Genomic DNA, 25,189 nt, shown 5'->3' with positions numbered 1-25,189 from the left:
GTTGCGGAGGGCCCCATCACGTTCCGGTTGGTCAGGTGGGGTGGCCCGGGGGAGGTAGCCCTTGGGGGTGGCTGGTCGACTCGCCGACCGCAACCGCACCACGGGCGTCGGCAGTTGGAGGACGCCTGAGAAGCCCCGGACGTCGGCCGGTCGATCGCCTGTGCCGACATGACCGGCGCCGGCCAGCCCCCAGGCGAAGGCGGAATCCCCCGCTCTTCAGGCGGGGAGCAGTCACATGAGCTTCCGGCGGCCGGTCTCCTTTCTGAGACCGCCCACGTTGATCGGCTGGAGGATGACGGTGATCGCGCCGACCGAGAAGTGCTGCACCGGACCGCCGGTGTTTCGCCCGTGGAAGCTGTGCGGCAGCGCCTGCCCGTTGGTCGGGTCCGTGCCCGCCGTATACATGTCGACGATGCCCTCGTGTCCTTGGCGGGCCCGTGCGTCGTTGCCGTCCGCGGCCTGCTCCACGGTGATGCGGTCATCGCCGTCCTCGGCGACCACGGCCGCCACGTGGTAGGGCCACCCGCTGGTGTTGTCGGGCCGCTCGTAATCCCCGTGCCAGGCGGTCTCCACGATGGCGAACGCCTGGCCGGGGCTCGGCCGCTCCTCACCGTTCGCGTCCGGGCCGCCGGGCCTGGTATTCGCGTAGGCCATGGCGCCCTGCGCGTTCTCCTTGTCGCCCAAGCCGAACTGGTGGCCGCCCAAGGCGAATTCGCTGGCGTCCTGCCCCAGGGCCAGCCGCTGCTGGTGCATGATCTCCTCGGCGGTGTGGGCACAGTCCGCGAGGAAGGCCGTCGACGGCTCGTACTCCGCGTACGTGCGCCCCGCGATCTGCCCGCTCTGCCCGGTCGGCGTGCAGTACCGGGGCGCTGGGGCGCCCTGCGCGACCCAGATGACGGTGGTGTCCGCCCCGGGATCGACGGTCATGAGATAGAGGCCGTTCTGCGAGACCCGTGCGGGCCCCAACTCCGCGGTGGTGACCTGGGAAAAACGCTGGAGGGCCGTCGCGTCGGTGCCGCGCGCCGTGCCCCGGGCCATGGCGTCGGCTACCCGCTGTACGGGGGCAGCCCGGAGGCCGTGGTCGCCTTGGGCGCTCTGCTCGGGCGTCCGACTCATCACCCGGATCGCGTTGGCCTCGGCCTCGCGCTCGAAGCGGTCACCGGGGTCGGAGACACTCAGGCCCGACCCGTTGTCCGTGCCGGCCACCGGACCCTGGCGCTGCTGGATGACGTGGGTCAGCTCATGGGCGAGGGTGTGCTTGTCGGTGCCGCCGTCGCCGATGACGACATGGCTGCCGGAGGTGTAGGCGCGGGCACCCACCTCGGCGGCGGAGTCGCGGGCCACGGAGTCGGTGTGCAGGCGGACGTCGGAGAAGTCGGCGCCGAGGCGGGATTCCATTTCCCGGCGCAGCGCTTCGTCCAGCGGCTTGCCCGGCGAGCGCAGCACGTCGTGTACGGCGGACCGTTGCATCGGTTCCGCCGCGGTCTGGTGGTGGTTCCAGCCCGCGCCGTACTGGTGCCGGTTCCGCTGGAGCATACGGACGACGGCCGCGTTGCCAGCGGTGTGCTGCAGTTCGAGAAGCGCATCGGGCACTCGCCTGCTCGGAGCCTGCCCCGGCCGCGCGGCCGAGGTCCTGGCGGTGCGCTGCGGCTGCTTCTCCTTCTTCGTCGGCTCTTGCGCGTGCATGGAACTCCGCTCGTAGGGCCGGCAGTCTCGCTGTGCTCTCCCTGGATACCCGGTGCAGCGGTTGTGGGTAAGGGGTGTACGGGCACGATGCGGTGCCCCTATGGGCAGCGCGTCCGTGGCTCACCGTGCACCGGCAAGCCGTCGGCACTGCGAGCTGACGCTCTTGGCCGCAGGCCGACGGATTGTGTCGGTCGGCCAGAGCGAACGGCCGGTCGATCTTCGGATCGACCGGCCGTTTTGTTGTTCCGAGAGCCGGATCTCAGCGCCCCGCCCCGTCCTTGCGTCGGCGGGGGCCTCACACCTCCGGCGGCGCGGGGTTCGTCAGCCCTGCTGCCAGGTGGCGCCCGAGCCGCTGAAGGCGCCGGAGACGCCGCTGTCGTCGGCCCAGATCCAGAAGTCGGTGTGCTGGACTCCGTCGGGGCTGACGACGGAGTTCACGTCCGCGACGCCGGCGCCGTTCTGGTTGGCGACGAACTGGCCCTTGCCGAAGTTCGCGTCCAGGCCCTCCTGGGCCGAGGCCAGGCCGGCGCAGCCGATCACGAGCGGGGCGGTGAGGGCGCCGACGGCCAGGACACGCTTGACAGCACGCATGATGTCTCCTCCGTGGAGTTCGAGGTCACAAGTGGCGGCGCCGGTCGGCCCCGCCGGAACCAGCCAGACATGCGCCGCCACCCCTCGCAATCGATGCCGCAATCCGAACAGACCTCACGGATCGTCAGACATTCCGCTGCGACCTGCGGAAATGGCCGATCGGGTGATCATCTTGCGAGGTCGTTCGGGCGGAGCAGGCACCGGCCCGGCGACGGCGACGGCCGGTCGGTCCGAGAACCGACCGGCCACCGGGCTCACCGGGCCGCGAGGGTCACTGGCTGGCCGCGCGGAGGTGCCAGTGGAGCCTGGGGATGCCGGAGTCGGGGCCGCTGGGCACCGCCACGTCCGATATCGGGCTCTTGGTGAGGTCCAGGTGCGCCGAGGTGTCCGTGTGGTTGGTCAGCAGGGTCCCCGAACCGTCCGAGGTCGTGCACCACAGGTAGCCGTCGTCGTTCGGGCGGAAGCCGCCCAGGGTGACGGAGCTGCCGTTCTGCGGATCCCGCGGGTGGGCCGACGTCGAGTTGACGTACTGCCCGTTCTGGACCAGGTGGAAGCAGCTGTCGGTGCCACTGCGCCCCGCGGAGATCGTGCCGAACTGCTGGGTGCTGCTCCCCTGGACGTACGGGGCCAGGAACACCGGGTGGGGCGCCGGCACCGTGTCGTCGACCGCGAGCGCCGACGAGGAGCCGGCGTCCGTCGAGACGATGGCGGCGGTCCCGGCGCGTGCTGCCGGCCGGGGGTGTGCCGAGGCGGCGGGGGCGTGCTGCTCCCCGCCCCCTCGGCGCGCCGGCTTTGCTACCGGGCGGCGACCGCCGGGCCGTCGCCGCCGCTGGTGCCGTAGTCGCCGGGCCGGCCGTCCTGGCCGGCCGCGCCGCCGCCGGGACCTCGGGCGTGCACGGTGAAGGAAGCCAGGCCGGCGGGCAGTGCCCAGGCCCCGGTGGTCCGGGTGGAGACCTTGTAGCGGTGCGGGCCGTCGTCCCGCTGGACGGGTGCGGCCTGGGAGGCCGTCGCGGCCAGTGTCGAGACGGTGGAGGCGGTCGCCAACAGGCCTTGTCGGAAGAGCTTTTGATTGATCGTCATTAATGCGATGGTCTGGAACTCCGGCGACCCGGCGGCGGCTTCGACTCGTATTCACGCGAACGGGTGGTCGCGATCCGGCCGAGTTCGCGGCGGCCCCCGACGTGCCCCCGACGTGCCGCCGACGGGTCGCCGAGGGGTCGCCGGGGGGTCGCCGGGGGGTGCCGGAGATCCTCCCTCGATCGGGGGAGGACCGGGCCCGGCACGCCCGGCGATACTGGCAAACATGATCAAGGGAATGCGGTTGCTGCTGCGCAGGTCGACGTATACGGGCGTGCTGTTCGCCGTGCTCGGCGCCCTGGCGGGGCTGCCGGTGGCGATGGTGGCGCTCGGGATGACACTGGGGGTGTCGGGGCGGCCGGACGCGGTCTGGGTGGCGCTGCCGCTGTGGGCGGTGCTGCTCGGGGTGGCCGGGCTGCCCCGGGTGGTGCGCCGTGTGCTGGCGGCAGGGGCGCGGCGGCTGCTGGGCGTCGCCGTGCCCGCCCCGGTGAAGGGGGCCGCGGGCGAGCGGTGGCGGACGCCGGCCTTCGTGGTGGCGCACGTGGCGCTGGGCTGGACGGTGCTGATCGGCGGCAGCACGCTCGTCGTGACGGGGGTGGCGCTGCCGGGGCGCTGGGTGGAGGGCTCCGCGCGGGTGAGCCTCTTCGGCTGGGGCGCGGAGGTGGCGGGCGTCTGGACCTGGGTGGTGGCGGCGCTCAGCCTGGCCCTCGCGGCGGTGCTGTTCGCGGGGGTGTCGGCCGCACTGCGGTGGCTGGCACCGCGGCTGCTCGGCCCCTCGCCGGCCGAGCGGCTCGCGATGGCCGCCGAGCGGGAACGGCTGCTGGCCGAACGCAACCGGCTGGCCCACGAGTTGCACGACTCCATCGGGCACACCCTGACCGCCGCCACCATCCAGGCGGCCGTCGCCGGCGAGGTGCTGACCGCCGATCCGGCGGCGGCGCGGGCCGCCATGCGCAGCATCGAGGAGTCGACCCGGGCCGCGCTGGAGGACCTCGACTACGTGCTGGGCGCGCTGCGGGAGGAGCAGTCGGGCACCGCGCCGACCCGCACCCTCACCGACCTGCCCGAGCTGATCGACCGGCTGCGGCACGCGGGTGCGGTCGTGGAGCCGCGGACCACCGGGGACCTGGCGCAGGTGCAGGGCACGCTCTCCCGGGCCGCCTACCGGATCGTCCAGGAGGGGCTGACCAACGCCCTGCGGCACGGCGCGGGCGGGCCGATCGAGCTGCGGGTGACGGCGGGGCCGGAGGCGCTGGAGCTGAGCGTGGTCAACGGGGTGGCGGGTACGGGTGTGCCGGGTTCGAGCGGCTTCCCGACCTCCGGCCACGGCCTGCCCGGCCTGGCCGAGCGGGTGCGGCTGCTGCACGGCGAGTTCGAGGCCGGCCCGTACGGCGAGGGGCAGTGGCGGCTGGCGGTCCGGCTGCCGGTGCGGTGGTCGGCGTGAGCGGGCCCGGCGCGGGCGCGTCCGACCCCGCCCCGGGCGCGCCGCCCGACGTCACCGTCCTGATCGCCGACGACGACCCCGTCACCCGCAGCGGGCTGAGCACCCTGCTGGGCGCCCAGCCGGGCCTCGCGGTGGTCGGGCGGGCCGCCGACGGCGTCGAGGCGGTCGAGCAGGCCCGGTTGTTGCGGCCGGACGTGGTGCTGATGGACGTGCGGATGCCGCGCCGCAACGGGATCGAGGCGACCCGCGAACTGCTGAGGGGGCAGGCCGACCCGCCCAAGGTCGTGGTGATCACCACCTTCGAGAACGACGGCTACGTCACCGCCGCGCTGAGCGCCGGTGCCAGCGGCTTCGTGCTGAAGCGGCTGCCCGTCCCGCAGATCGCCGAGGCGGTGCGGGTGGTGGCGGCCGGGGAGGCGGTGCTGTTCCCCGCTGCGCTGCGCCGGATGGTCGCGGCCCGGCCGCTGGACTCGGCCGAGGCACTGCCCCGGGCGGGCCTGACCGGGCGGGAGGAAGGGGTGCTGCGGCTGATGGCGACCGGGCTGTCCAACCCGGAGATCGCGCAGGCGCTCGCGGTGAGCCAGGAGACGGTCAAGACGCACGTCGGGAACGTGCTGAGCAAGCTCGGTGCGCAGAACCGGACCCACGCGGTGGTGATCGCGTACGAGAGCGGGCTGGTGGTGCCGGGGCTGCCGGGTGCCTAGCGCCCTGGGGCGGGGCGGGGCGGGGCCGTCGCCGGGGACCGGGGCTCCGACGGTGGAAACCGTGCCGTACCGTGTGGGCTCGTGACGTCGAAGGATCGTGCACCCGCCGGGGAGGCGACCATGACCCGTGAGACCCGTGAGACCCGTGAGACCCGTGAGACCCGGGCGGCCCGAGCAGGCCGCCGGGGAGGCGCCGTCGGCGCCGGGCCGGCCACGCTGGGCCTCGTGCTGGTCGCGGTCGCGGTGTTCGTGCTGAACGGGATGGTGCCGGCGGACTCCTCCGTCGGGTCGGTGCTCCGGACGGCGGAAGGCGGCCTGTTGGCCGGCCTCACGCTCGCGTGGGCCGCCTGTCTGCGTCGGAGTCTGCGCCGGCACCGGTAGCCGTTCCCGTCCTGGCTACCTCCTCGGGTCGATCGGGGTGAGCACGCCGAGGCGGTCCTCGACCGCCTGGGCGGCGGCCAGGCAGAGGTCCTCGCGGAAGGCCCGGCTGATGAGCTGGACGCCGGTGGGCAGGCCGTCCGGGGCGAGGCCGGTGGGGACGGCGACGGCCGGGACACCGGCGAGGGTGCTCACCGAGCAGAGCCGCATGCCCGAGGCGACCCGGTCGCGGCCCGCCTGGTCCCGCGACTCCAGGCCGGGTTCGACCGGCGGCTCGGTGAACACCGGGCCCAGCAGCAGCGGGTACTCGTGCAGGAACTCCGCCCATGAGCGGCGGACGCCCATCCAGGTGCTCATCAGGCGGATCAGGCCGGGGCCGTCGGCGGGCGGGGCGCTGCGCATCGTCAGCTCGATGTAGCGGTCGCCGCCCTCGCCCAGCAGCTTGCGGACGGCGGGCCAGTTCGGCGCGAACTCGGTGACGGGGAGGCGGTGGTAGGCGTCGAACGCCTCGTCCATCCGCGGGACGTCGGGGACCTCCCGGACGTCGTACCCGGCGTCGCTCAGCGCGTCGGAGGCCTCGGCGATGGCGCGGCGGACGGTGGGGTGGACGCCGCGACCGCCCGGGTCGGTGACGACGGCGACCCTGATCGGGCCGTCGAGCGGCTCTCCGTACAGCGGGACGGGTACGGCGCGCGGGTCGCGCAGGTCGGTGCCCGCCAGGGTCTCGTAGGCGAGCCGCAGGTCGGCGACCGTACGGGCGAACGGGCCGTCGGTGACCAGGCCTTGGGAGGCCGGGCCGGGGTCGTCCGGGCCGATCACGCGCTGGTCGGCGGGGAACCGGCCGGTGGTCGGATTGAGGGCCGCGACCCCGCAGAAGGAGGCGGGGATGCGGACCGAGCCGCCGGAGTCGTTGCCGAGCCCGAGCGGGGCCATCCCGGCGGCGACGGCCACGCCGTCCCCGCCGCTGCTGCCGCCGGGGGTACGGCGGGCGTCCCAGGGGTTGCGGGTGTCGCCGTACAGCTCGCTGCGGCTGTGCATCCCGGCGAGGATCAGGGTCGGCATGTTGCTGTGGCCGATCGGGATCGCTCCCGCCGCGCGCAGCCGGGCCACCGGGACGGCGTCGGCGGTGGCGACGTGGTCGCGGAAGTGCGGGGTGCCGAAGGTGGTGGGCACTCCGGCGATCGGGGTGCTCTCCTTCACGGTGAACGGCACGCCCGCGAGCGGGCCCAGTTCCTCGCCCGCGGCCCGGCGGCGGTCGGTGTTCCGGGCGGCCGACCGGGCGCGGTCGGCGAGGAGCTGGGTGACGGCGTTCAGGTAGGGGTTGACCTCGGCGATCCGGGCCAGGTGGCTGTCCACCACCTCCAGGGCCGACGCCTCGCCCGTGCGCACGGCGGCGGCCAGTTCGGTCGCGGGCTTGTTCCACAGGGGCATGAGGGTCTCCTCGGTTCTCTTCGGCCAGGTTCCGATGCGGTCGCATCGGAACCGAACCATAGCCCGAGAACCGATACGCTTGCATCGGAAAATCGGAGGACGTGGCGAGGAGGAGACCGGAGATGCCGAAGCAGGTGGACCACGAGGGCCGGCGCCGGCGGATCGCCGAGGCCGTCTGCCTGCTGGTGGACGAGCACGGACTGGAAGGCGTCACCCTGCGGGACGTCGCCACCCGGGCCGAGGTCTCGATGGGGGCCGTCCAGCGCTGCTTCCGCACCAAGGAGGAGATGCTCCTGTCCGCGCTCACGCACATCGGCGAGCGAGTCGCCGAGCGGGTGCGCAGCCGGCTCGCGGCCGGCCCGGCGCAGTCGGCGGCCAGTGAACTCGGGCTGGTGGCGGGCGAGGTGGCGCTGCTGCGCGAGGAGCACCGGGCCGAGGCCAGGATCTGGCTCGCCTTCGTCGCCGGGGCCGCCGTCAACCCGGCGCTGGCGGCGTCCCTGCGGGGCAGCTACGCGGCGCTGGAGGAGCTGATGGTGAGGCTGGTCGACGAGGCCGCGGGCGGGGCGGTGACGGCGCGGACCGAGGCCCGTACGCTGCTCGCCCTCGCCGACGGGCTCACCGCGCACGTCCTGGTCGGGCACCGGACGGTGGCGGAGGCGGAGGAGATTCTGCACGCCCACCTGGCCGGGCTCTGGGAGCGCTGCCGACCGGCCGGGTGACCCCGGCGCCGATGGGACGCGCCCGGCCGCCGAACCTTTGCGCACCGTTGTCGCCCAGGCCACCGTCCAGTCGGTGGATGGTCGGGAAACGCGGCGGCCGGGTGGGGCAGGATCGGACCCGACGTCACCGGAGACACCTGTCGGACACTCGTGTGGGGAGAGCATGCCGTGACTGCCGTGGAGATCCCGGGGTCCAAGTCCATCACCGCCCGGGCCCTGTTCCTGGCCGCCGCCGCCGAGGGCGTGACGACCCTGCGCCGGCCGCTGTCCTCGGACGACACCGAGGGCTTCGCCCAGGGGCTGGACACCCTCGGGTACCGCATCGAGCGGGCGGAGCGGTCGTGGCGGGTCGAGGGCCGCCCGGCCGGGCCGGCCGTACCGAGCGCCGAGGTGTACTGCCGGGACGGCGCCACCACCGCGCGCTTCCTGCCCGCCCTCGCCACCACCGGCCACGGCACCTACCGCTTCGACGCCTCCCCCCAGATGCGCCGCCGCCCGGTCGCCCCGCTCACCCGGGCGCTGCGCGAGCTGGGCGTGGACCTGCGGCACGAGGAAGCGGAGGGGCACCACCCGCTGACGGTCGTCGCCGACGGCGTCCGCGGCGGTGAACTCACCCTGGACGCCGGGCAGTCCTCGCAGTACCTGACCGCGCTGCTGCTGCTCGGCCCCCTCACCCGGGACGGCCTGCGGATCACCGTCACCCGGCTGGTCTCCGCCCCGTACATCGGCATCACCCTGGCGATGATGCGCTCCTTCGGGGTCGAGGTGAAGCGGGAGCAGACACCCGTCGGCGAGGTGTTCGAGGTGCCCTCCGGCGGCTACCGGGCCGCCGACTACCCGATCGAGCCGGACGCCTCCACCGCCGGCTACTTCTTCGCCGCCGCGGCGCTGGCCGGCCGGGAGGTCACCGTCCCCGGCCTCGGCCGGGACGCGCTCCAGGGCGACCTGCGATTCGTGGACGTACTGCGGCGGATGGGCGCCCGGGTGGACATCGGCAGCGACCGCACGACGGTGGCCGGCGACGGCGCGCTCGGCGGGATCACCGTCAACATGCGGGACATCTCCGACACCATGCCCACGCTCGCGGCCATCGCGCCGTTCGCCACCGGGCCGGTGCGGATCGAGGACGTCCACAACACCCGGGTCAAGGAGTGCGACCGGCTGGAGGCCTGCGCCGACAACCTGCGCGCGATGGGCATCACGGTGGCCACCGGGGACGACTGGATCGAGATCCGGCCCGGCACGCCGCGCCCGGTCGAGATCACCACCCACTCCGACCACCGGATCGTGATGTCCTTCGCCGTCACCTCGCTGCGCACGCCCGGGATCACCTTCGACGACCCGGGCTGCGTGCGGAAGACCTTCCCGGGGTTCCACGAGGCCTTCGCCGAGCTGCGGGCGGCGTGGGGGGTCTGACCCGTCGAGGCGGGCAGGCCCTGTCGGGCCACCCGGGCCCACCGCCGGGAATCCCTGTTGTCCGTCGGCGGGAATCCCTGTTGCCAGGCGGTGGGCCCGGCGGCGAGGATGCCGTTCGTGTCCGAGACGGTGTTCGAGACGGTGCCCGACGGGCCCGGGCTGCGGCCCTATCCCAAGATCCCCGCCCGCGGCCGCTCCGGCGGGCCCGGCAGCCGCGAGTGGAGCGCGGCGGAGAAGGTGCACGGGGCGCACTTCGCCGTGGTCTGCGAGGACGGCTCGGTACGGGCCGCGAAACGGCGTGAACTGCTGGACGACGAGGGGCTGGACGGCTTCTTCGGCGTGAGCCGGATCTGGCCCGAACTGTCCGTCGCGGCGGCCCGGTTCGCCGCCGCGGTACGCGCACCGTGGGGTTCCACGGCCGTGGTGACGGTCTACGGCGAACTGGCCGGCGGCCGCTACCCGCACCCCGAGGTGCCCGCCGTCCCCGGGGTCGACCCGGTCCAGACCGGCGTCTGGTACGCACCCGGCCTGCGCTGGCTGCCGTTCGACGCCACCGTCGAGACGCCCGAGGGCCGTTGGTGGATCGCCGACCGCATGCTGCGCACGGCCGCCCAGGCCGCCGGGCTCACCTGCGTGCCCCTGCTCGGGCACGGCCCCCTGAACAGCCTGCACGACCTGCCGGTGCGCTACCCCACCCGGGTGCCCGCCCTGTTCGGCCTGCCCGAACTGCCGGACAACCTCGCCGAGGGGTACGTCCTCAAGCCGGCCGGCGAGTGGCACGAGTCGGAAACGGCCCGTCCGCTCGTGAAGGTGAAACAGCAGGCCTTCGCCGAGGACGACCGTTACGACGGCGCCCGCCCGTACCTCCCCCCACCGGAGGGCGCGGCCGGCGTCCCCGCCTGGCTCCTCGTCCAGGCCTCCGCCCTGCTCACCCCCACCAGGGCCGCGGCAGCCGTCAGCAAACTGGGACCGCGTACCGTTGTCGAAGCCGTGGCGGAGGAGATCGCGACGGACGTGGCGGAGGAACTCGCCGAGGATGTGGGAGGGTTGGATGGATCCGCCCTGGCCGCCCTGCGGCGGGCGCTCGAACCGGGGGCTCGGTCCCTGGCGGCCTTCGACGCGGAGGACCGGCACAACTCCTGACCGCGGGGGAGCGGAATGGCTCAGGCGAGGAAGCGGCTGTCACGCACGGAGGCACTGCGGCGGCGTGCCGGAGCCCAGTTCGTCGGCCGCAGGGCCCAGTTGGCGCTCTTCGCGGAGAACCTGCGCAAGGATCCGGACCTTGAGGCCACTGACGATCCGGCCGACTTCCTCTTCCACGTGCGCGGCGTCGGCGGCGTCGGCAAGTCGATGCTGATCGCCGAGTGGGGCGAGGCCGCCCGGCGGGCGGGGGCGCTGACGGCGGTGGTGGACGAGAACGACGTCCACGGCCTGGAGTCGGCGTTGAGCGCGCTCGCCCGGCAGCTGGCCGAACAAGCCGGACCGTTGAAGGAGTTCGACAAGGCGCTCGACGAGTACCGGCGGTCCGTTCAGGCCGCCGCCGACCGTGTCCCGGAGCCGTCCGCCGGCGGCGGTACGGCGTCGCTGCCGTCCCGGATCGTCACCCAGGCGGCGTTCGGGGCCGCCTCCATGCTGCCGGGTGGGGGTGTGGTCGCGACGATCGCCAACCCGGACAACGTCGCCCTCGGTGCCGACCGCCTCATCGCCGGAATGCGCCAACGGCGGCGCGGCAACGACGGCGAGGAGGCGGTGCTCAGCCGCGCATTCGTCGCAGAGCTGGAGAAGCTGTGCGGGCGGGACGGCCGGTGGGTGGTGCTGTTCCTGGACACCTGGGAGCAGACCGATCGGCACCTGGGCGCCTGGCTGCGCGAACTCCTCGACGGCGCCTACGGTTCGGTCCCGCTCGACGTCATGGTGGTCCTGGCCGGCCGTGAGGAACTGAGCGAACGCGACTGGGACACCCTGCGCCCGGCCGTGGTCGACGTCCCGCTCGACGTCTTCACCGACCAGGAGACCCGCGAACTCCTCGCCGTCCGGGGCGTCACCGACCCCGAGGTGGTCGAGGCCGTGACGGGCCTGTCGATGCGGTTGCCCCTGCTGGTGGCACTGCTCGCGCAGACCGGCCTCCAGGCCGTCGGCGACGTTTCCGACGCCGGCGCCGACCTCACCGACCATGCGGTGGAGCGCTTCCTCCAGTGGATCCCGGAACAGGAGCGTCGCGAGACCGTTCTGGCGGCGGCGCTGCCCCTGCAGCTGAACCACGACCTGTTCGCCTGCGCGGTGCCGGGTGCGGCCGGGGGCGCCTGGGACTGGCTGCTGAGCCAGCCGTTCGTCTTGGGGCACGGCTCGTACTGGCAGTACCACCCGGTGGTGCGGGCGAGCCTGCTGCGGCGCCGGCGGATGCACTCGCCCACGGACTGGGCAGCGGCGCACGGCCGCCTGGCGGAGCAGCACAGAGCTGCCCGCGAGGCCCTGGAACAGGAGGGTCCGGAGCAGCCGCGCTGGAGGGGCGATCAGTGGTGTCGTCTCGCGCTGCACGAGACGTACCACCTGCTGTGTGCGAATCCGACGGCGAACCTGGCTCATGCCTTGGAACACGTGGCGCGACTCGCGGACAGGAACCTGGCCGGATGGGTCGACATGCTCGGACAGGCGGCGCAGGTCAGCGAGGACAGGGAACTGGACGGGTGGGCACGGCGGCTGCACGCGGCTGTCGGTACCGAGGACCCGGAGACCCATGCCCTCACCGCCCTCTGTGCCCCGGGGCTTCCACCGGTCGTCCGGGCCCGAGCGCTTGCCGAACGGGGGGACAACCACTTCAGGGCAGACCGCGATGAGGACGCACTGGTTGATCTCGACTGTGCCGTCGCAATCTCGCCCGGCCTGCCAGAGGCGCGTGCCTACCGTGCCCGGGTCCACTTGGCCAACAACCGTAAGGAGCAGGCGCTGGCCGATCTCACAGCTGCTCTGGACCTCGATCCCGAGTACTCGTGGGCGTGGGTGCTCCGCGGCGTGGCTTGGCTGGAGTCGGGTAGACCGGACGAGGCGGTGGCGGACTGTGCAACGGCGCTCTCCTTGAACCCCAATTCGACCGGGGCGCTTTCGATCCGAGGGCGCGCCCACCTGGAGGCGGGGCGTCCGGACGAAGCGGTGGCGGACCTCACCGCGGTAGGCCTGACCCCGAGGGTTCAGGCCTACCGCGGTAGAGCCCATTTGGATGCGGGGCGCCTGGACGAAGCGGTGGCGGACTTCACGGCGGCCTTGGCATCGGACTCCCGGATCGGTTGGGCACGGGCCTACCGCGGTGAAGCCCACCAGCGGGCCGGTCGTCCGGATGAGGCGGTGGCGGACTTCACGGAGGCCTTGACACTGAATCCCGGGGACGGGTGGGTGCTGGTCCGCCGTGGCGAGGCCCACCTGCTGGCGGACCGCCTGGACGAGGCGGTGGTTGACTTCACCGCGGTTCTGGAGCTGAAACCACGGTACTGGCGCGCGCTGCTCCAGCGTGGGTTGGCCTATTGGCAGGCGGGTCTGCTGGACGAGGCACTGGCCGATCTGAACGCGGCTGTCGAGTTGGACTCGGAGAACGGCCGAGTGATCGGATTCCGTGGCGAGGTGAACCGGACCGCCGGCCGGTTGGACGAAGCGAGAGCAGACTGTGCGGCAGCCCTTGAGCTGGACCCCGAGAACGCATGGCTGCTCGGGATCCAGGGACTGACAAAATCATTGTCGGGTCAACTCGATTCGGCGGCTGTCGACCTTTCCAGGGCTCTGTCCGGTGATCCCGAGAGCGTCTGGATCCTTTGTGCGCTGACCGCTGTTCATCGGCGCAGTGGACGGATCCAGGAAGCATGGGAAGTCCTCCGGCGAGCGGCGGAGGTGGACGCGGCGGATTCGAGCGTCCTCTGGGAGACGGCCATGATGCGCATCGTGGAGAGCGGGCGGGTTGCGTCCCTGGCCGCATGGAACGAGTACCTGGACGTCGCCAGGGCGTCAGGTGAAGCCGTCGACTCGGCCGCGGCGGAACTGCTCCACGGGCTGGTCGTCCAGGACACCGCGCCGGATGCGCTGGTTCATGACTTCCTCGCCGTACCCCGTACCGGCGCGGTTCTGGTCGACGTCCGCATGGGGGTGGAGGAACTGGCCCGTATGGAGGACCCCGTCGGGCCGCGGGCCGAGGCCGCACTGCGGCTGCTCAGGGCGCCTGCCGCACCTTGATCATCAGCAGGGTCCGGGGGCACGGAAAGATTCTTCGGGAAAGGTCCCGGCCGATGTCGAGGCCGGGTTCCTCCGCTCCGACCGAGAGGTGACAGCGCGCCGACGGGGCGCGTGGGACAGAGGGGACACCCGAGATGAAGTACGTCGCGATGATCTACGGCAACCAGGCCAAGTGGGACTCCTTCCCGGCCGAGGCGTGGCCGGAGGCGATCGCCAAGCAGGAGGCGTTCAACACGCGGTACCGGGAGAGCGGGGAGCTGGTCGGCGCGTACGGGCTGGCGGACGCGGCGGCGGCGCAGCTGGTGCGGCGGGCGGAGGGGGTGCCGGTGGTCACCGACGGGCCGTACCTGGAGACCAAGGAGTACCTGGCCAGCTTCTACCTGCTGGACTGCGAGAACCTGGAGCGGGCCCAGCAGATCGCGGCGGACATGCCGTTCGCGGACGTGGAGCCGGTGGAGCTGTGGCCGATCCTGCACGAGTCCCCCGCGAGCGACCTCCCGGCGTGCGGGTGAGCGGCACGACCGACCGTACCGTCGAGGGCCTGCTGCGCGAACTGGCGCCGCAGGTCCTCGGCGTGCTGGTGCGGCGGCACGGCGGGGCGTTCGACGCGTGCGAGGACGCGGTGCAGGAGGCGCTGCTGGCCGCCGCGACGCAGTGGCCGCAGGGCGGGGTGCCGGCCAACCCGCGGGGCTGGCTGGTGACGGTCGCGGACCGGCGGCTGGTGGACCGGGTGCGCAGCGAGTCGGCGCGCCGCCGCCGGGAGGAGGCGCTGGCACTGGCCACGCCGCACTCGGCGCTGCTCGCCCCGGCGGCCGACGCGCCGGACCCGGCGGCGGACGACTCGCTCGCGCTGCTGTTCCTCTGCTGCCACCCGGCGCTGTCCGTGCCGAGCCGGATCGCGCTGACCCTGCGCGCCGTCGGCGGCCTGACGACCGCGCAGATCGCGGCCGCGTTCCTGGTGCCGGAGGCGACGATGGCACAGCGGATCAGCCGCGCGAAGCAGACGCTGAAGGCGGCGGCCGGGGCGGACGGCGGACGGTTGGCGCTGCCGGAGGGGGAGAGCGGCGCCGCGCGGCTGGGCGAGGTGCGGCACGTGCTGTACCTGGTGTTCAACGAGGGCTACACGGTGAGCGGCGGCGAGGAGCTGACCGCGCCGCGGCTGTCCGTCGAGGCGATCCGACTGACCCGGCTGCTGCTGCGGCTCGCCCCAGGGGACGCCGAGACGGCGGGGCTGCTCGCGCTGATGCTGCTCACCGACGCCCGCCGGCCGGCCCGCACCGGGGCGCACGGCGGGCTGGTGCCGCTGGAGGAGCAGGACCGCGGCCGCTGGGACCGGGAACTGATGGACGAGGGGCTGGAGTTGATCGCCTCGGTGCTGCCGCGCGGGCAGGCCGGACCGTACCAGGTGCAGGCCGCGATCGCCGCGGTGCACGGGGAGGCGGCGACGGCACGGGAGACCGACTGGCCGCAGGTCCTGGTGCTGTACGACCTGCTGCTGCGCCTCGACCCGAACCCGATGGTCGCGCTCAACCGGGCGGTCGCGGTCGCGATGGTGTACGGGCCGGCGGCCGGGCTCGGGCTCGTCGCGGAGCTGGCCGCGGACAAGCGCCTGGCCCGCCACCACCGGCTGCTCGCCGTCCGGGCCCACCTGCTCGACCGGCTCGGCACGGACCCGGCGGGCGCCGCCCACGCGTACCGGGAAGCGGCGGCCCGTACGGCCAGTGCGCCGGAGCGCCGTCACCTGGTGGCCCGGGCGCAGCGGGTGGAGCGGGCGGTGGGCGGAGGGGCGACCTGGTAGGTGGCGGGGTCGAGAGCGGGTTCAGACGGTGTCCAGGAGGCTTCCCCGTCCGGTGGGAGGGGCCCATCATGGGCTCCCGGTCCCGGCAGAACCGCCCCGACACCGTTCCAGGGCCGCCCTCAGGAGGCAGAAGAGATGACGATCCCACCCCCCGTTCGGATCCAGGCCGCCGTCGTCCGTGCCGCGTACGCCCTGCCCGAGGGTCTGCGGCGGGCCATCGCGGGCAAGCCGGTGGTCCGCGACGGGCAGACGCTCGCGCTGGACGCGCAGTTGATACTCAAGCTCCAGCGGCTGTCCAAGGCGGCCCTGGTGATGCCGGGCGGGGTCGGGCCGTCGCGGGCCGCGATGGAGTACGCGCGGCACCTGGTGGGCGGGCCGGAGAACCGTGCGGTGGCCGCGCGGAGCGTCGGCATCCCGCAGGAGCACGGCGAGCTGCCCGCGACGCTGTACGCCCCGGACGGGCTGGCGGAGGGCTCCGGCCTGCTGGTCTACCTGCACGGCGGTGGCTGGGTGGTCGGCAGCCGGGCCAGCCACGACCACGTCGCCCGCTTCCTCGCTTGGCGGGCGCGGGTGCGGGTGCTGTCGGTGGAGTACCGGCTGGCGCCCGAGCACGTGTTCCCGGCGGCGGCCGAGGACGCGTTGGCCGCGTTCGACTACGCCTTCGCGAAGGCGGCGGACCTGGGCGCGGCTCCGGAACGGATCGCGGTCGGCGGGGACAGCGCCGGCGGCAACCTGGCCGCCGTCGCCGCCCGGGAGGCGGTCCGGCGGGGCGGCCCCGCTCCGGTGTTCCAGCTGCTGCTGTACCCGGCGACCGACGCCTCGACCCGGCGCCCCTCGCGCGGGCTGTTCGCCGACGGGTTCTTCCTGACCAGCGCGGACATGGACTGGTGCGCCGACCGGTACGCGCCCGCGCCCACCGACCGCACCGACCCGCGGCTGTCGCCGCTGCTCGCCGAGGACCTGACCGGCCTGCCGCCCGCGTACATCGGCACCGCGGGCTTCGACCCGCTGCGCGACGAGGGCGAGGCGTACGCGCGGGCGCTGGAGGAGGCGGGTGTCGCGGTGCGGCTGAGCCGACAGCCGGACCTCATCCACGGGTACGCCAACTACATCGGCATCGGCCGCCGTTTCCGGGAGGCGACGGCCGAGGCGGCGGAGGCGCTGCGGCAGGCGATCGGCGGGTGACGAACGGGGCGGGAGTGGAGGGGCGGGACCCTGCGGACGGGTCCCGCCCTTCGCCGTGTCGCGGGGCGGACAGGGGCGCGGGCCCTACCGCCGCGCGCCGAATCGCTGCTGCGCAGGGGGTTCTCGGCGACCGGCTCTTATTGTACTGTCCGTCTAATAAGCGGGTGAGCGGGAACCCGCAGGGGCAGGCACCTGGAGGCAGCCATGGCTCTCACCCGGCAGACGGAGCACGGTCACACCAAGGCTGACGACGACGTCTCGAAGCGGCTGCTGGAGTCGGCCGCCACCCTCTCCTTCGACCCCTCGACCGAGATCGACTGGGACGCCCCCCTCCCGGAGGACCACTACGGTCTCAACCCGGAGTGGAGCACCCTCTACGGCACCCGGCTCTGGGACGAGATGACCGAGCGGCAGCGGGTCACGCTCACCCGGCACGAGGTCTGCTCGATCATGAACACCGGCATCTGGTTCGAGATGATCCTCCAGCAGATGGTGCTGCGCGACCAGTACCTCAAGAACCCCGCCAACGCCGAGTTCCAGTTCGCGCTCACCGAGATCGCCGACGAGTGCCGCCACTCGATCATGTTCGCCCGCGCCTGTCAGAAGATGGGCGTTCCCGCCTACCGGCCGAACACGGTGATCGCCCAGGCCGGGCGCGCGTTCAAGGCGCTCGCCAAGGGCGAACTCGCCTACGGCGGAATCCTGGTGGCCGAAGAGGTGCTCGACGTCATGCAGCGCGACTGGATGCGCGGCGAGAACGTGCTGGAGATCGTCCGCGGCACCTCCCGGATCCACGTGGTCGAGGAGTCCCGGCACATGAAGTTCGCCCGGCAGGAGGTCCGCGAGCGGATGCGCCACGCGAGCCCGGCCCGCCGGCGCGCCTCGGCCACCGGCATCGCCGTCGGCGCGTACGTCATCGTCACCAGCATGGTGCACCCGGGCGTGTACAGGGCCGCCGGGCTCGACGTGCAGCGGGCGCTCGCCGAGGTGCGGGCCAACGAGCACCGCAAGGCGATGATGCGCACCAGCTCCCGGCACCTGATGGCCTTCCTCGCCGAGACCGGGCTGCTCACCAGCCGCTCGGCGGCCGTCTACCGCCGGGTGCACATGCTCTGACGGACCGGCAGGAGAGGTTCCGGCGGACCGCCGGGACCCGTCCGTCTCCCATCCCCCCACGCGCAGCGAGGACCCCACCCCGGCCATGGCCTACGCGATCACCCAGACCTGCTGCAACGACGCCTCGTGCGTGTCCGTCTGCCCGGTCAACTGCATCCACCCGACCCCGGACGAGCCGGAGTTCGGCACCACCGACATGCTGTACATCGACCCGCGGGCGTGCATCGACTGCGGCGCCTGCGCGGACGCCTGCCCGGTGGACGCGGTGTTCCCGGTCGACCGGCTGCGCGGGCCGGACACCGTGTTCGGCGACCTCAACCGCGACTGGTTCCGCGACCACCCCAACGACCACGCCTGGGGCGCACCCAGCTTCCCGCGCAGCCTGCCGGGGGAGCTCGGCGCGCTGCGGATCGCCGTCGTCGGCACCGGCCCCTCCGCCGGGTACACGGCGCAGGAACTGCTGCGCAGCACCAGCGCCGAGATCACCATGATCGACCGGCTGCCGGTCACCGGAGGCCTGCTGCGGCACGGCGTCGCGCCCGACCACCAGTCCACCAAGCGGATCGCGGAGAGCTTCGCGAGCGTCTTCCACGACCCGCGGCTGCGGATGCACCTCAACGTGGAGATCGGCACGGACGTCACCCACCAGGAGCTCGCCGCGCACCACCACGCGGTGGTGTACGCGGTCGGGGCGGCCGCCGACCGCCGGCTCGGCATCCCCGGCGAGGACCTGCCGGGCAGTCTGCCCGCGACCGCCTTCGTCGGCTGGTACAACGCCGAACCGACCGTACCGGCCGACGCGGTGGAGCTGTCGGCGGAGCGCGTCGTGGTGGTCGGCAACGGCAACGTCGCGGTGGACATCGCCCGCATCCTGCTCACCGACCCCGACCGGCTCGCCGCCACCGACATCGCCGACCACGCCCTGGCCGCGCTGCGCCGCAGCCGGGTCCGGGAGGTCGTGCTGCTCGCCCGGCGCGGGCCCGGGCAGGCGGCGTGGACCAGGGCGGAGTTCCTGGCGCTGCGGCAGCTGCCGGGCGTCGAGGTGGTGGTGGAGGACCACCCGGAGGTGCGGGCGGCGATCGAGGCGGCGGTTTCCCGCACGCAGTCGCAGGCGGGCCCGGGGACGCAGGCCGGGCCGGAGTCGCGGGCGGCACTGCTTGCGGGGCTGCCGCTGGTGCCGTACGACGGGGCCGCGGAGCCCGGACCGGGGCGGCGGATCGTGCTGCGGTTCCTGTCGGCGCCGGTCGAGCTGTCCGGGGACGGGCGGGTCGAGGCGCTGACCGTCGAGCGGACCACCCTGGCGGCGGACGGCCGGGTCGAGGGCACCGGGGCGGAGGACGTGCTGCGGGCCGGCCTGGTGGTGCGCTCCATCGGGCACCGGGGCGTGCCGCTGCCCGGGCTGCCGTTCGACGAGCGGGCCGGGACGGTCGCGCACCGGGACGGGCGGGTCGTCGACCCGGCGACCGGCCGGCCGCTGCCGGGCACGTACGTGGTGGGCTGGGCCAAGCGGGGGCCGTCCGGCGGGATCGGCGCCAACCGGGCCTGCGCGCGGGAGACCGTGGACGCGCTGCTGGACGACGCGGCCGCCCGTACACTGCCCGTCCCGGGGCCGGGGCGCAAGGACTTCGAACGGCTGGTGCGCCGTCGGCGGCCGGACGCGGTCGGGCTGCGGGAGCTGCGGGCGGTGGACCGGGCGGAACGCGAGCGGGGCGAGGCCGAGGGGCGGCCCCGGGTGAAGCTCGCCACCGTGCCGGAGCTGCTGGCGGCGGGGCGGCGGCGGTAGCGGGGGGGGTAGAACGTGCGCAGGAAGTCGGGTGGGCCGACTTCCTGCGCACCCGGCCGCTCCCCGTACGGGGTTGACCTGCGGCATGCCGGTTGACGGGGCCGTGTCCCGGTGCGCGTGGGGTGCGTTGGGTGGGCGTGAGTGGTTTTGGGAGGCTGCCGGTACCGGAACGACGACAGCCGGGTGAGGAAACGATCCTGCATGGCATCCCGAGCGGGGCGGAGCAGCCTTCGGCGCCCGGTCCACCCGGGGTGGCGCCTGTCCCGCCCGTGGCGGACCCCGGCCCGCCCGTGACGGACCCCGGTTCACCCGGGGCGGTGCCCGGTCGGGACGCGCCCATCTACGCCGAGCTGGCCCGGCGCTGGCAGGCCGAGGGGCGCTCCGTCCCCGGGCTGCCCGATCCGGTCTGGGAGTCGCTGGCCGCACCGGCCGGGGCTCGACCGGCGGCGTCCGGCTCGGGCCGGAGCCCGGTATGGGGTTCGGAGTGGAACCCGAGGGCGGGCTCGGAGCGGAACCCGGGGTAGAACTGCCGCGCCCAGCGGCGGAACAGACGGTCAGCCGACGTCGCGGGCGGTGGTGCCCGGGGCCTCCAGGTTCCAGGTGAGGATCCGCCGGGGGTGCACCCGGATGACGTCCCGGCTGAACCGGTCGGGCGCCACCGGCGGGACGTCGACGGTGCGGACCTCGGCCCGGCCGCGGATCTCCACCCCACGGCCCCAGCCGCCCGCGACCGGATCGTCAGCGGGGGCCAGGTCGTCGATCAGGACGGAGACCTCGGGACGGTCCCGGGCGTTGCGGTACTTGCGGCTGCGGGCGTTGTCCGGTCCGCCGATGTCGATGGTGCCGTCCTCGTTGAGCCGGAAGCCCACCGGCCGGACCTGCGGGGAGCCGTCCGGGCCGATGGTGGCCAGGCGGGCCAGCGGCCGGCCGGCGAGGTACGCGCGCTCGCGCTCGGTGAAGAACATGCGGCCACGCTAGGACCTCAAGCGTCCTTCAGGTCAAGGACGTTCGACGGTGTGCCCGCGCTCCCGCCAGGAGCGCCTCAGCTCCGCCCAGCGTTGCGTCTGCTCCGGTGTCAGGGTGCCGCGGAGTTCGGCGAGCTTGAGGAGCTGGGCCTCGGCGTCGGCGCCCAGGGGCTGGGCCTCGGCGCGGTAGTGGTCGGTGAGCAGGGCGTCGAGTTCGGGGCGGGTGAGGGCGGGGTCGAGGCGCTGGGCGAGCTTGGCCATGTTGCGGTAGGAGCCCTGGAGCAGGAAGGGGGGCTCGGTGCGGGTGAGGTCGTCCTGGGCGGCGGAGGCCAGGTAGGCGCGGTTGACGGCCAGGACGGTGGAGCGGAGGTGGAGCAGGCCGGCCAGGACGGCGGTCATCCGCTCGACCTCGGCGGCGGGCCAGGCGCCGGCCAGGGTGCCGCCGGGCAGGCCGCCGGCGCGGGCGAGCAGGGTGTCGAGGTCGGCGCGCTCGGCGGTGGCGAGCGGGGCCAGGTGGCGGCTGGCGGGCAGGGCGTTCTCGACGAAGCTGAGCGCGAAGAGGTCCTCGCGCCCGGCGACGGCGTCGCCGAGGTTCCACACGTCGGCGCGGTTGGCGAGCATGTCGGGCAGCCGGAAGAGGCGGCCGGACTCGGTGTACGGGTTGGCGGCCATCACGACGGCGAAGCGCTTGCCGCGCAGGTCCCACTCGCGGGCCTCGCCGTCCCAGACGCCGTCGATCCGGCGCTGGGCGTCGCACAGCGGGATGAAGCGCTGGAGGAACTCGGGCGAGGTGTGCTGGACGTCGTCCACGTAGAGCAGCACGTTGTCGCCCGCGTGCAGGGCGAAGTTGAGCTTCTCGACCTCGCGCCGGGAGGTGGCGTCGGGGGCCTCGGCCGGGTCCAGCGAGGTGACCCGGTGGCCGAGCGCGGGGCCGCTGACGGAGACCAGCAGCAGGCCGAGCCGTTCGGCGAGGTACTCGACCAGGGTGGTCTTGCCGTAGCCGGGCGGGGAGACCAGCAGCAGCAGGCCGCTGCGGTCGACCGGCCCGCCGGGCTCGGCCGTGCCGAGCTGCTTGGCGAGGTTGTCACCGACCAGCGGCAGGTACACCTGGTCGATCAGCCGGTTGCGGACGAAGCCGTTGAGCGGGGCGGGCCGGTACTGGTCGAGCCGCAGCCGGGCGTGCTCGGCGGCCAGCAGTTCGCCGCGCAGCCGCTGGTAGGCCCGGTGGCCGGGCACCTCGACCCGCTCGAACTCCCGGACCCGGGCAAGCAGGTCGTCCAGCCGCAGGTCGAGTGCGCCGCCCGCGAGCCGCGGGTGGTCACCGAGCAGCCCGGTGATCCGGGTGGCCATCGCCCCCTCGGCGGGCCGTCGCGGCAGGGACGGGCAGAGCAGCACGGCGGCGGCCTCGGCGAGGTCGGCCGGGTCGGCGTCGGCGGCACCCGACTCCAGCCAGGCGGTGGCGAGTTCGCGCCGCACGGGCAGGATCGACGACTCCTCGGGCAGGGCGGCCAGCGCCTCGGTGAGGCCGGCCGACTCGGGTGCGGCACGGAACTTGTCGAGCAGTGCGGCGGCGCCCGCCGAGTGGGCGAAGCTGGGCGCGGCGGCGGTCAGTTCGGCCACCAGGTAAGGGCCGGCGGGCTCCGCTCCCGGCGTGAAGTCCGCGACGGCGACGCTGAGTTCGGCGGCCAGCGCGTCCAGTGCGGCCTGCGCCGGGGCGCCTCCGAAGGCGTCCCGGGCCAGGCCCAGCGAGCGGGCCCGGGTGTGCCAGAGCAGCCGCTGCCGTTCGTCGGCGCCGTGTGCCCAGTACAGCTGAGCGGCCGCCCGGGCGCCCGCCGGATGGCGCAACAGCCCGGCCTCAGCGCCGAGTTCGAGCAGCGCGCGGAGCAGCAGCGCCGCGTCGTGGTCGTGCACGCCGCGCTGGTAGCCCTCGTCCGGCCGCTGCTCGGCGGCGCGCCGGACGTACTCCAGCAGGTCGCCGTCCGCGGACAGCGACCCGGCCTCGGCGGCCGGCAGCAGACTGGCCGCGAGGTACTCGGCGCGGTACAGCTGCGGGGTCTCCGAGGGCAGCGGGCGGTCCCAGTACCGCTCGGTGGCGGCGAAGGCCGGGTCGGTGACGGGGGAGCGGTAGTCGGTGCCGGTGAGGGTGAAGGCGGGGCGGCCGCGCCAGGGCACCAGGGCGAGTTCGGGGCGCTGGGTGGTGACGGCGAACAGGTGCCGGCCCAGCCGCAGGGTGCCGGGGCCGTCCCCGGCGAGTTCGGCGCGGCCGCGCAGCGCCCGGTGGGCGCGGCCGCGGGCGGCGCGCAGCCGTCCGGTCAGCTCCTCGGCCCGGACCCGGTCGCCGAGCGTGGTCAACTGCCCGGCCAGGTCGCGGAGTTTGACGGCCGTCGGGTCGGCGGCGAGGGCCGCGTCGATCTCGGCGGCGGTGTCCAGTGCGGCCAGCCGGCGGTGCAGGGTGTCGAGGATGCGTTCGGCGGAGGCGGCCAGCCGGTCGGCACGCCGGGCCCGCTCCTCCAGCAGGTGCTGGCGGCGGGCGGTGAGCGCGTCATGGATCTCGGTGCGCCGGTGGCCGAGCTGCTCGCCGAGGGCCGGGTCGGCGTCGGCGAAGCGGGTCTCCAGCTGCTCGATCCGCAGCAGCAGCCGGCCGAGCTGCTCGTCGCAGGCCTCGGGGGTGTCGGCGGCGGCGAGCGCGGCGGTGGTGGCCTGGCCGAGCAGGGCGGTCTCGGCGGCGAACTCGGCGGCGGCCTCTCGGGTGCGCAGCTCCCGGCGACGCACGGTCAGCACGGACCGGGCCCGGTTCAGCAGCCCGAGCACGTCGGCGAGCCGGTCGAGGATCGCGGTGCGGGTGGTGGCGTCGGCCAGGTCGAGGGTGCCGACCAGCTCGGAGACGGTCTGCAACGCCTCGCTCTGGGCGCCCAGTTCGACACCCAGCGGCTCCGCCTCGGCGGCGGTGGCGATGGCGGCGCACCGCTCGGCCAGCTCGCCGGCCCGCTGCCGGTGCGGCGCGAAGGCGGCCGGTTCGGCGAGCCGGCCGACGGCGCGGTCGGCGGCCTCGGCCAGGCCCTCGGCGAGGTGCGCGGCGAGCGCGTCGATCCGTTCCGCGTCGGCGCGCGGCAGGTCGCGCAGCGCCTCGACGCGGCCCTGGGCGCGGCGCAGCCCGGCCAGCCGGTCGACCCACTCGGTGGCGTCGGCCAGGGTCTCGCCACGGGCGGTGCGCAGCAGGCCCTCGACGTGCTCGGCGGCCTCGTCGGTCTGCCGGGCGGCGTGCGCGGTGAGCTGGGCGACGGCCTCGTACTCGGCGATGACCTGCCGGGCGGTGTCGCGGATCTCGGCGAGCGGCGCGGCGAGGTCGCCGAGGCCGCTCTGGCCGAGCCAGTGGTGCCGGTCGGCGGTGCGGGTGCAGGCGGCGAGGACGGCCTGGTGGCCGGCCGGGGTGTCGGCGCCGGCCGCGGCCAGCCGGGCCAGGGCCAGGCAGTCGGCCAGGCCGCGGACCAGGTCGGCGTTGCCGATCCGGGCCAACGGCCCGCTGCCGGGCGGCTGCTCGGCGGCGAAGCGTTCGCTGGTGAACGGGGTCTGCCAGAGCTGGACGGGGTGCAGCCGGGTGGGCCCGTCCTCGGCCGGGCGCAGGGCGACGAGGGTGCCGTCGGCGAGCAGCGCGTAGCCCTGGCAGGGCAGTGGCGCGGAGGCCTCCTGGCGGACGCTGTTGTACGGCTGGAGCAGGGCGCGGCCGTCGGTGGGCGAGCGGAACTCGTACAGCACGTCCTCGCCGTTGGGGGAGAGGACGGTGCGCTCGTACACCAGGCCGTCGACCGGCTGGTCGAAGGTGCGCACGGTGCCGTCCACCAGGTGGCAGCCGCCGGGGAACGCCACGCCCTGGTCGGCGGGCAGCCGCAGGCAGGCCTGGCCGAGCGCGTCGATCCGGGTGACCGTGCCGGTGGGCAGGTGGACCACCAGGTGCCGCTCGGTCTCCTCCTGGTACGGGCGTACGCGTACCAGCAGCAGGGTGCCGAGCCGGGCGTGGGCGATCCGGGCGTCGGCGAGGGTCTGGAGGGCCTCGACCAGCGGTTCCCGGTGCAGCTCCCGGCCGTCCGGGGCGGCGATGGTCAGCCGGCCGCCGTCGACGCCGACCAGCAGCTCGCCGGCCAGGCCGGCGCGGGGCGGGCGGCCGGGGCCGGCGGGCAGCTGGTCGTCCCGGGTGAGGGCGGTCCAGGGCAGCTGCCCGCCGTCGGCGGGGGTGTGGTCGCGCTCGCCGCGCCCGTCCAGGTAGCCGGGCCGGGCGTCGCCGTCCAGGCGCCAGCGCAGCACCCGGACGTCGGCGGCGGCCGGGCCGGTGCGGAACACGGCGAGCAGCCGGCCGTCCACCGGGCGCAGCCGCTCCAGCCGGGCGTCGCGGAAGTAGCGCCGCAGGTCGGCGAGGTCCTGGTGCAGCCGCGGGTCGTCCAGCAGGGTGCCCTCGGTGGGCGCGGGGGAGAGGTCGGGGTGGTGCAGGCCGAGGACGTCGGTGAAGTCCCCTTCGCGGTCGGTGAGTTCGGCCGCGCGGGTGCCGAGCAGCAGCAGCCCGCCGGCGGTGGTGAGGTCCTGGGGAAGGCAGGCCCGGGCGGTGGTGAGCCGCCCGGTGCCGGCCAGCCGCAGCTCCCCGCCGCCGAACTCGGCGACCCGGCGGGCGTTCAACGCCTGGGCC

Annotated in this window: 20 protein-coding genes; 12 read left to right on the top strand and 8 right to left on the bottom strand. The window is 74.6% G+C overall.

Going from position 1 to position 25,189, the window contains the following annotated elements:
* Positions 1 to 231: 231 nt before the first annotated feature.
* The 4 genes from ACFU7Y_RS12950 to ACFU7Y_RS12935 all read right to left on the bottom strand — a co-directional run bounded on the left by ACFU7Y_RS12950 (position 232) and on the right by ACFU7Y_RS12935 (position 3,357).
* On the bottom strand, positions 232 to 1,686 hold the full coding sequence (locus ACFU7Y_RS12950) for a DUF4157 domain-containing protein (protein WP_380767839.1): 1,455 nt from the start codon (positions 1,684 to 1,686) through the stop codon (positions 232 to 234).
* Between the two features lie 321 nt (positions 1,687 to 2,007).
* A complete protein-coding gene (locus tag ACFU7Y_RS12945) occupies positions 2,008 to 2,277 on the bottom strand; it encodes a hypothetical protein (RefSeq protein WP_224279244.1) in 270 nt (89 codons plus the stop codon).
* A gap of 271 nt (positions 2,278 to 2,548) precedes the next feature.
* Positions 2,549 to 2,932 (bottom strand): hypothetical protein, encoded by a 384-nt coding sequence (locus tag ACFU7Y_RS12940; RefSeq protein WP_224279242.1) that lies wholly within the window; start codon positions 2,930 to 2,932, stop codon positions 2,549 to 2,551.
* Between the two features lie 140 nt (positions 2,933 to 3,072).
* Positions 3,073 to 3,357 carry a hypothetical protein gene (locus tag ACFU7Y_RS12935; RefSeq protein ID WP_380767837.1) on the bottom strand — a complete coding sequence of 95 codons (285 nt, stop codon included), beginning with the start codon at positions 3,355 to 3,357 and terminating at the stop codon, positions 3,073 to 3,075.
* A gap of 223 nt (positions 3,358 to 3,580) precedes the next feature.
* Here ACFU7Y_RS12935 and ACFU7Y_RS12930 point away from each other — a divergent pair, with 223 nt between their 5' ends.
* From ACFU7Y_RS12930 to ACFU7Y_RS12920, 3 genes are all read left to right on the top strand, one after another.
* Positions 3,581 to 4,798 carry a histidine kinase gene (locus tag ACFU7Y_RS12930; RefSeq protein WP_380767835.1) on the top strand — a complete coding sequence of 406 codons (1,218 nt, stop codon included), beginning with the start codon at positions 3,581 to 3,583 and terminating at the stop codon, positions 4,796 to 4,798.
* Positions 4,795 to 5,502 carry a response regulator gene (locus ACFU7Y_RS12925; RefSeq protein ID WP_380767833.1) on the top strand — a complete coding sequence of 236 codons (708 nt, stop codon included), beginning with the start codon at positions 4,795 to 4,797 and terminating at the stop codon, positions 5,500 to 5,502. The genes ACFU7Y_RS12930 and ACFU7Y_RS12925 overlap by 4 nt, the downstream gene beginning before the upstream one ends.
* A 120-nt stretch (positions 5,503 to 5,622) precedes the next feature.
* Complete coding sequence (locus tag ACFU7Y_RS12920) at positions 5,623 to 5,883, top strand: hypothetical protein (protein ID WP_380767832.1); 261 nt, start codon at positions 5,623 to 5,625, stop codon at positions 5,881 to 5,883.
* Positions 5,884 to 5,898: 15 nt separating this feature from the next.
* Here ACFU7Y_RS12920 and ACFU7Y_RS12915 read toward each other — a convergent pair whose 3' ends face one another.
* Positions 5,899 to 7,311, bottom strand: coding sequence for an amidase (locus ACFU7Y_RS12915; RefSeq protein ID WP_380767830.1), 1,413 nt, complete (start codon positions 7,309 to 7,311; stop codon positions 5,899 to 5,901).
* A gap of 122 nt (positions 7,312 to 7,433) precedes the next feature.
* Here ACFU7Y_RS12915 and ACFU7Y_RS12910 point away from each other — a divergent pair, with 122 nt between their 5' ends.
* From ACFU7Y_RS12910 to ACFU7Y_RS12900, 3 genes are all read left to right on the top strand, one after another.
* A complete protein-coding gene (locus ACFU7Y_RS12910; RefSeq protein ID WP_380767828.1) occupies positions 7,434 to 8,030 on the top strand; it encodes a TetR/AcrR family transcriptional regulator in 597 nt (198 codons plus the stop codon).
* Positions 8,031 to 8,198: 168 nt separating this feature from the next.
* Positions 8,199 to 9,446, top strand: coding sequence for a 3-phosphoshikimate 1-carboxyvinyltransferase (aroA, locus tag ACFU7Y_RS12905; RefSeq protein ID WP_224282382.1), 1,248 nt, complete (start codon positions 8,199 to 8,201; stop codon positions 9,444 to 9,446).
* Between the two features lie 117 nt (positions 9,447 to 9,563).
* Positions 9,564 to 10,589: an RNA ligase family protein gene (locus tag ACFU7Y_RS12900; RefSeq protein ID WP_224282381.1), complete on the top strand. Its 1,026-nt coding sequence runs from the start codon at positions 9,564 to 9,566 to the stop codon at positions 10,587 to 10,589.
* A 39-nt stretch (positions 10,590 to 10,628) separates the two neighbouring features.
* Here ACFU7Y_RS12900 and ACFU7Y_RS12895 read toward each other — a convergent pair whose 3' ends face one another.
* Positions 10,629 to 10,874: a hypothetical protein gene (locus tag ACFU7Y_RS12895; RefSeq protein WP_380767826.1), complete on the bottom strand. Its 246-nt coding sequence runs from the start codon at positions 10,872 to 10,874 to the stop codon at positions 10,629 to 10,631.
* On the opposite strand from ACFU7Y_RS12895, the gene ACFU7Y_RS12890 reads away from it, so the two are divergent.
* From ACFU7Y_RS12890 to ACFU7Y_RS12865, 6 genes are all read left to right on the top strand, one after another.
* Positions 10,851 to 13,664 (top strand): tetratricopeptide repeat protein, encoded by a 2,814-nt coding sequence (locus tag ACFU7Y_RS12890; protein WP_380767824.1) that lies wholly within the window; start codon positions 10,851 to 10,853, stop codon positions 13,662 to 13,664. The genes ACFU7Y_RS12895 and ACFU7Y_RS12890 overlap by 24 nt on opposite strands.
* 134 nt (positions 13,665 to 13,798) lie before the next feature.
* Complete coding sequence (locus tag ACFU7Y_RS12885) at positions 13,799 to 14,176, top strand: YciI family protein (RefSeq protein ID WP_224282379.1); 378 nt, start codon at positions 13,799 to 13,801, stop codon at positions 14,174 to 14,176.
* On the top strand, positions 14,173 to 15,462 hold the full coding sequence (locus ACFU7Y_RS12880; RefSeq protein WP_380767822.1) for an RNA polymerase sigma factor: 1,290 nt from the start codon (positions 14,173 to 14,175) through the stop codon (positions 15,460 to 15,462). Before ACFU7Y_RS12885 ends, ACFU7Y_RS12880 begins: the two co-directional genes overlap by 4 nt.
* A gap of 135 nt (positions 15,463 to 15,597) precedes the next feature.
* Positions 15,598 to 16,647, top strand: a complete 1,050-nt coding sequence (locus ACFU7Y_RS12875; RefSeq protein ID WP_224283130.1) for an alpha/beta hydrolase — start codon at positions 15,598 to 15,600, stop codon at positions 16,645 to 16,647.
* A 204-nt stretch (positions 16,648 to 16,851) separates the two neighbouring features.
* Entirely contained in the window at positions 16,852 to 17,763 is a 912-nt protein-coding gene (locus tag ACFU7Y_RS12870) for a diiron oxygenase (RefSeq protein ID WP_224283131.1), read from the top strand.
* Between the two features lie 85 nt (positions 17,764 to 17,848).
* Positions 17,849 to 19,546, top strand: coding sequence for an FAD-dependent oxidoreductase (locus ACFU7Y_RS12865; protein ID WP_380767820.1), 1,698 nt, complete (start codon positions 17,849 to 17,851; stop codon positions 19,544 to 19,546).
* Between the two features lie 554 nt (positions 19,547 to 20,100).
* Here the strand turns inward: ACFU7Y_RS12865 and ACFU7Y_RS12860 are convergent.
* Positions 20,101 to 20,511 (bottom strand): PPOX class F420-dependent oxidoreductase, encoded by a 411-nt coding sequence (locus ACFU7Y_RS12860; RefSeq protein ID WP_380767818.1) that lies wholly within the window; start codon positions 20,509 to 20,511, stop codon positions 20,101 to 20,103.
* Positions 20,512 to 20,544: 33 nt separating this feature from the next.
* On the bottom strand, positions 20,545 to 25,189 hold a 4,645-nt coding region (locus ACFU7Y_RS12855; protein WP_380767816.1), incomplete at its 5' end, for a DNA repair ATPase.

It is taken from the genome of Kitasatospora sp. NPDC057542 (assembly GCF_042801945.1).
Lineage (GTDB): Bacteria > Actinomycetota > Actinomycetes > Streptomycetales > Streptomycetaceae > Kitasatospora.
The sequence above is the reverse complement of the archived record's forward strand: the minus strand, read 5'-3'. Positions and strand labels throughout refer to the sequence as shown.

Excerpts from the sequence above, each read along its gene's own strand:
- ACFU7Y_RS12950 (WP_380767839.1), bottom strand. The coding sequence starts at position 1,686 with ATGCACGCGCAAGAGCCGACGAAGAAGGAGAAGCAGCCGCAGCGCACC.
- ACFU7Y_RS12945 (WP_224279244.1), bottom strand. The coding sequence starts at position 2,277 with ATGCGTGCTGTCAAGCGTGTCCTGGCCGTCGGCGCCCTCACCGCCCCG.
- ACFU7Y_RS12935 (WP_380767837.1), bottom strand. The coding sequence starts at position 3,357 with ATGACGATCAATCAAAAGCTCTTCCGACAAGGCCTGTTGGCGACCGCC.
- ACFU7Y_RS12930 (WP_380767835.1), top strand. The coding sequence starts at position 3,581 with ATGATCAAGGGAATGCGGTTGCTGCTGCGCAGGTCGACGTATACGGGC.
- ACFU7Y_RS12920 (WP_380767832.1), top strand. The coding sequence starts at position 5,623 with ATGACCCGTGAGACCCGTGAGACCCGTGAGACCCGTGAGACCCGGGCG.
- ACFU7Y_RS12915 (WP_380767830.1), bottom strand. The coding sequence starts at position 7,311 with ATGCCCCTGTGGAACAAGCCCGCGACCGAACTGGCCGCCGCCGTGCGC.
- ACFU7Y_RS12910 (WP_380767828.1), top strand. The coding sequence starts at position 7,434 with ATGCCGAAGCAGGTGGACCACGAGGGCCGGCGCCGGCGGATCGCCGAG.
- ACFU7Y_RS12885 (WP_224282379.1), top strand. The coding sequence starts at position 13,799 with ATGAAGTACGTCGCGATGATCTACGGCAACCAGGCCAAGTGGGACTCC.
- ACFU7Y_RS12875 (WP_224283130.1), top strand. The coding sequence starts at position 15,598 with ATGACGATCCCACCCCCCGTTCGGATCCAGGCCGCCGTCGTCCGTGCC.
- ACFU7Y_RS12870 (WP_224283131.1), top strand. The coding sequence starts at position 16,852 with ATGGCTCTCACCCGGCAGACGGAGCACGGTCACACCAAGGCTGACGAC.
- ACFU7Y_RS12865 (WP_380767820.1), top strand. The coding sequence starts at position 17,849 with ATGGCCTACGCGATCACCCAGACCTGCTGCAACGACGCCTCGTGCGTG.
- ACFU7Y_RS12860 (WP_380767818.1), bottom strand. The coding sequence starts at position 20,511 with ATGTTCTTCACCGAGCGCGAGCGCGCGTACCTCGCCGGCCGGCCGCTG.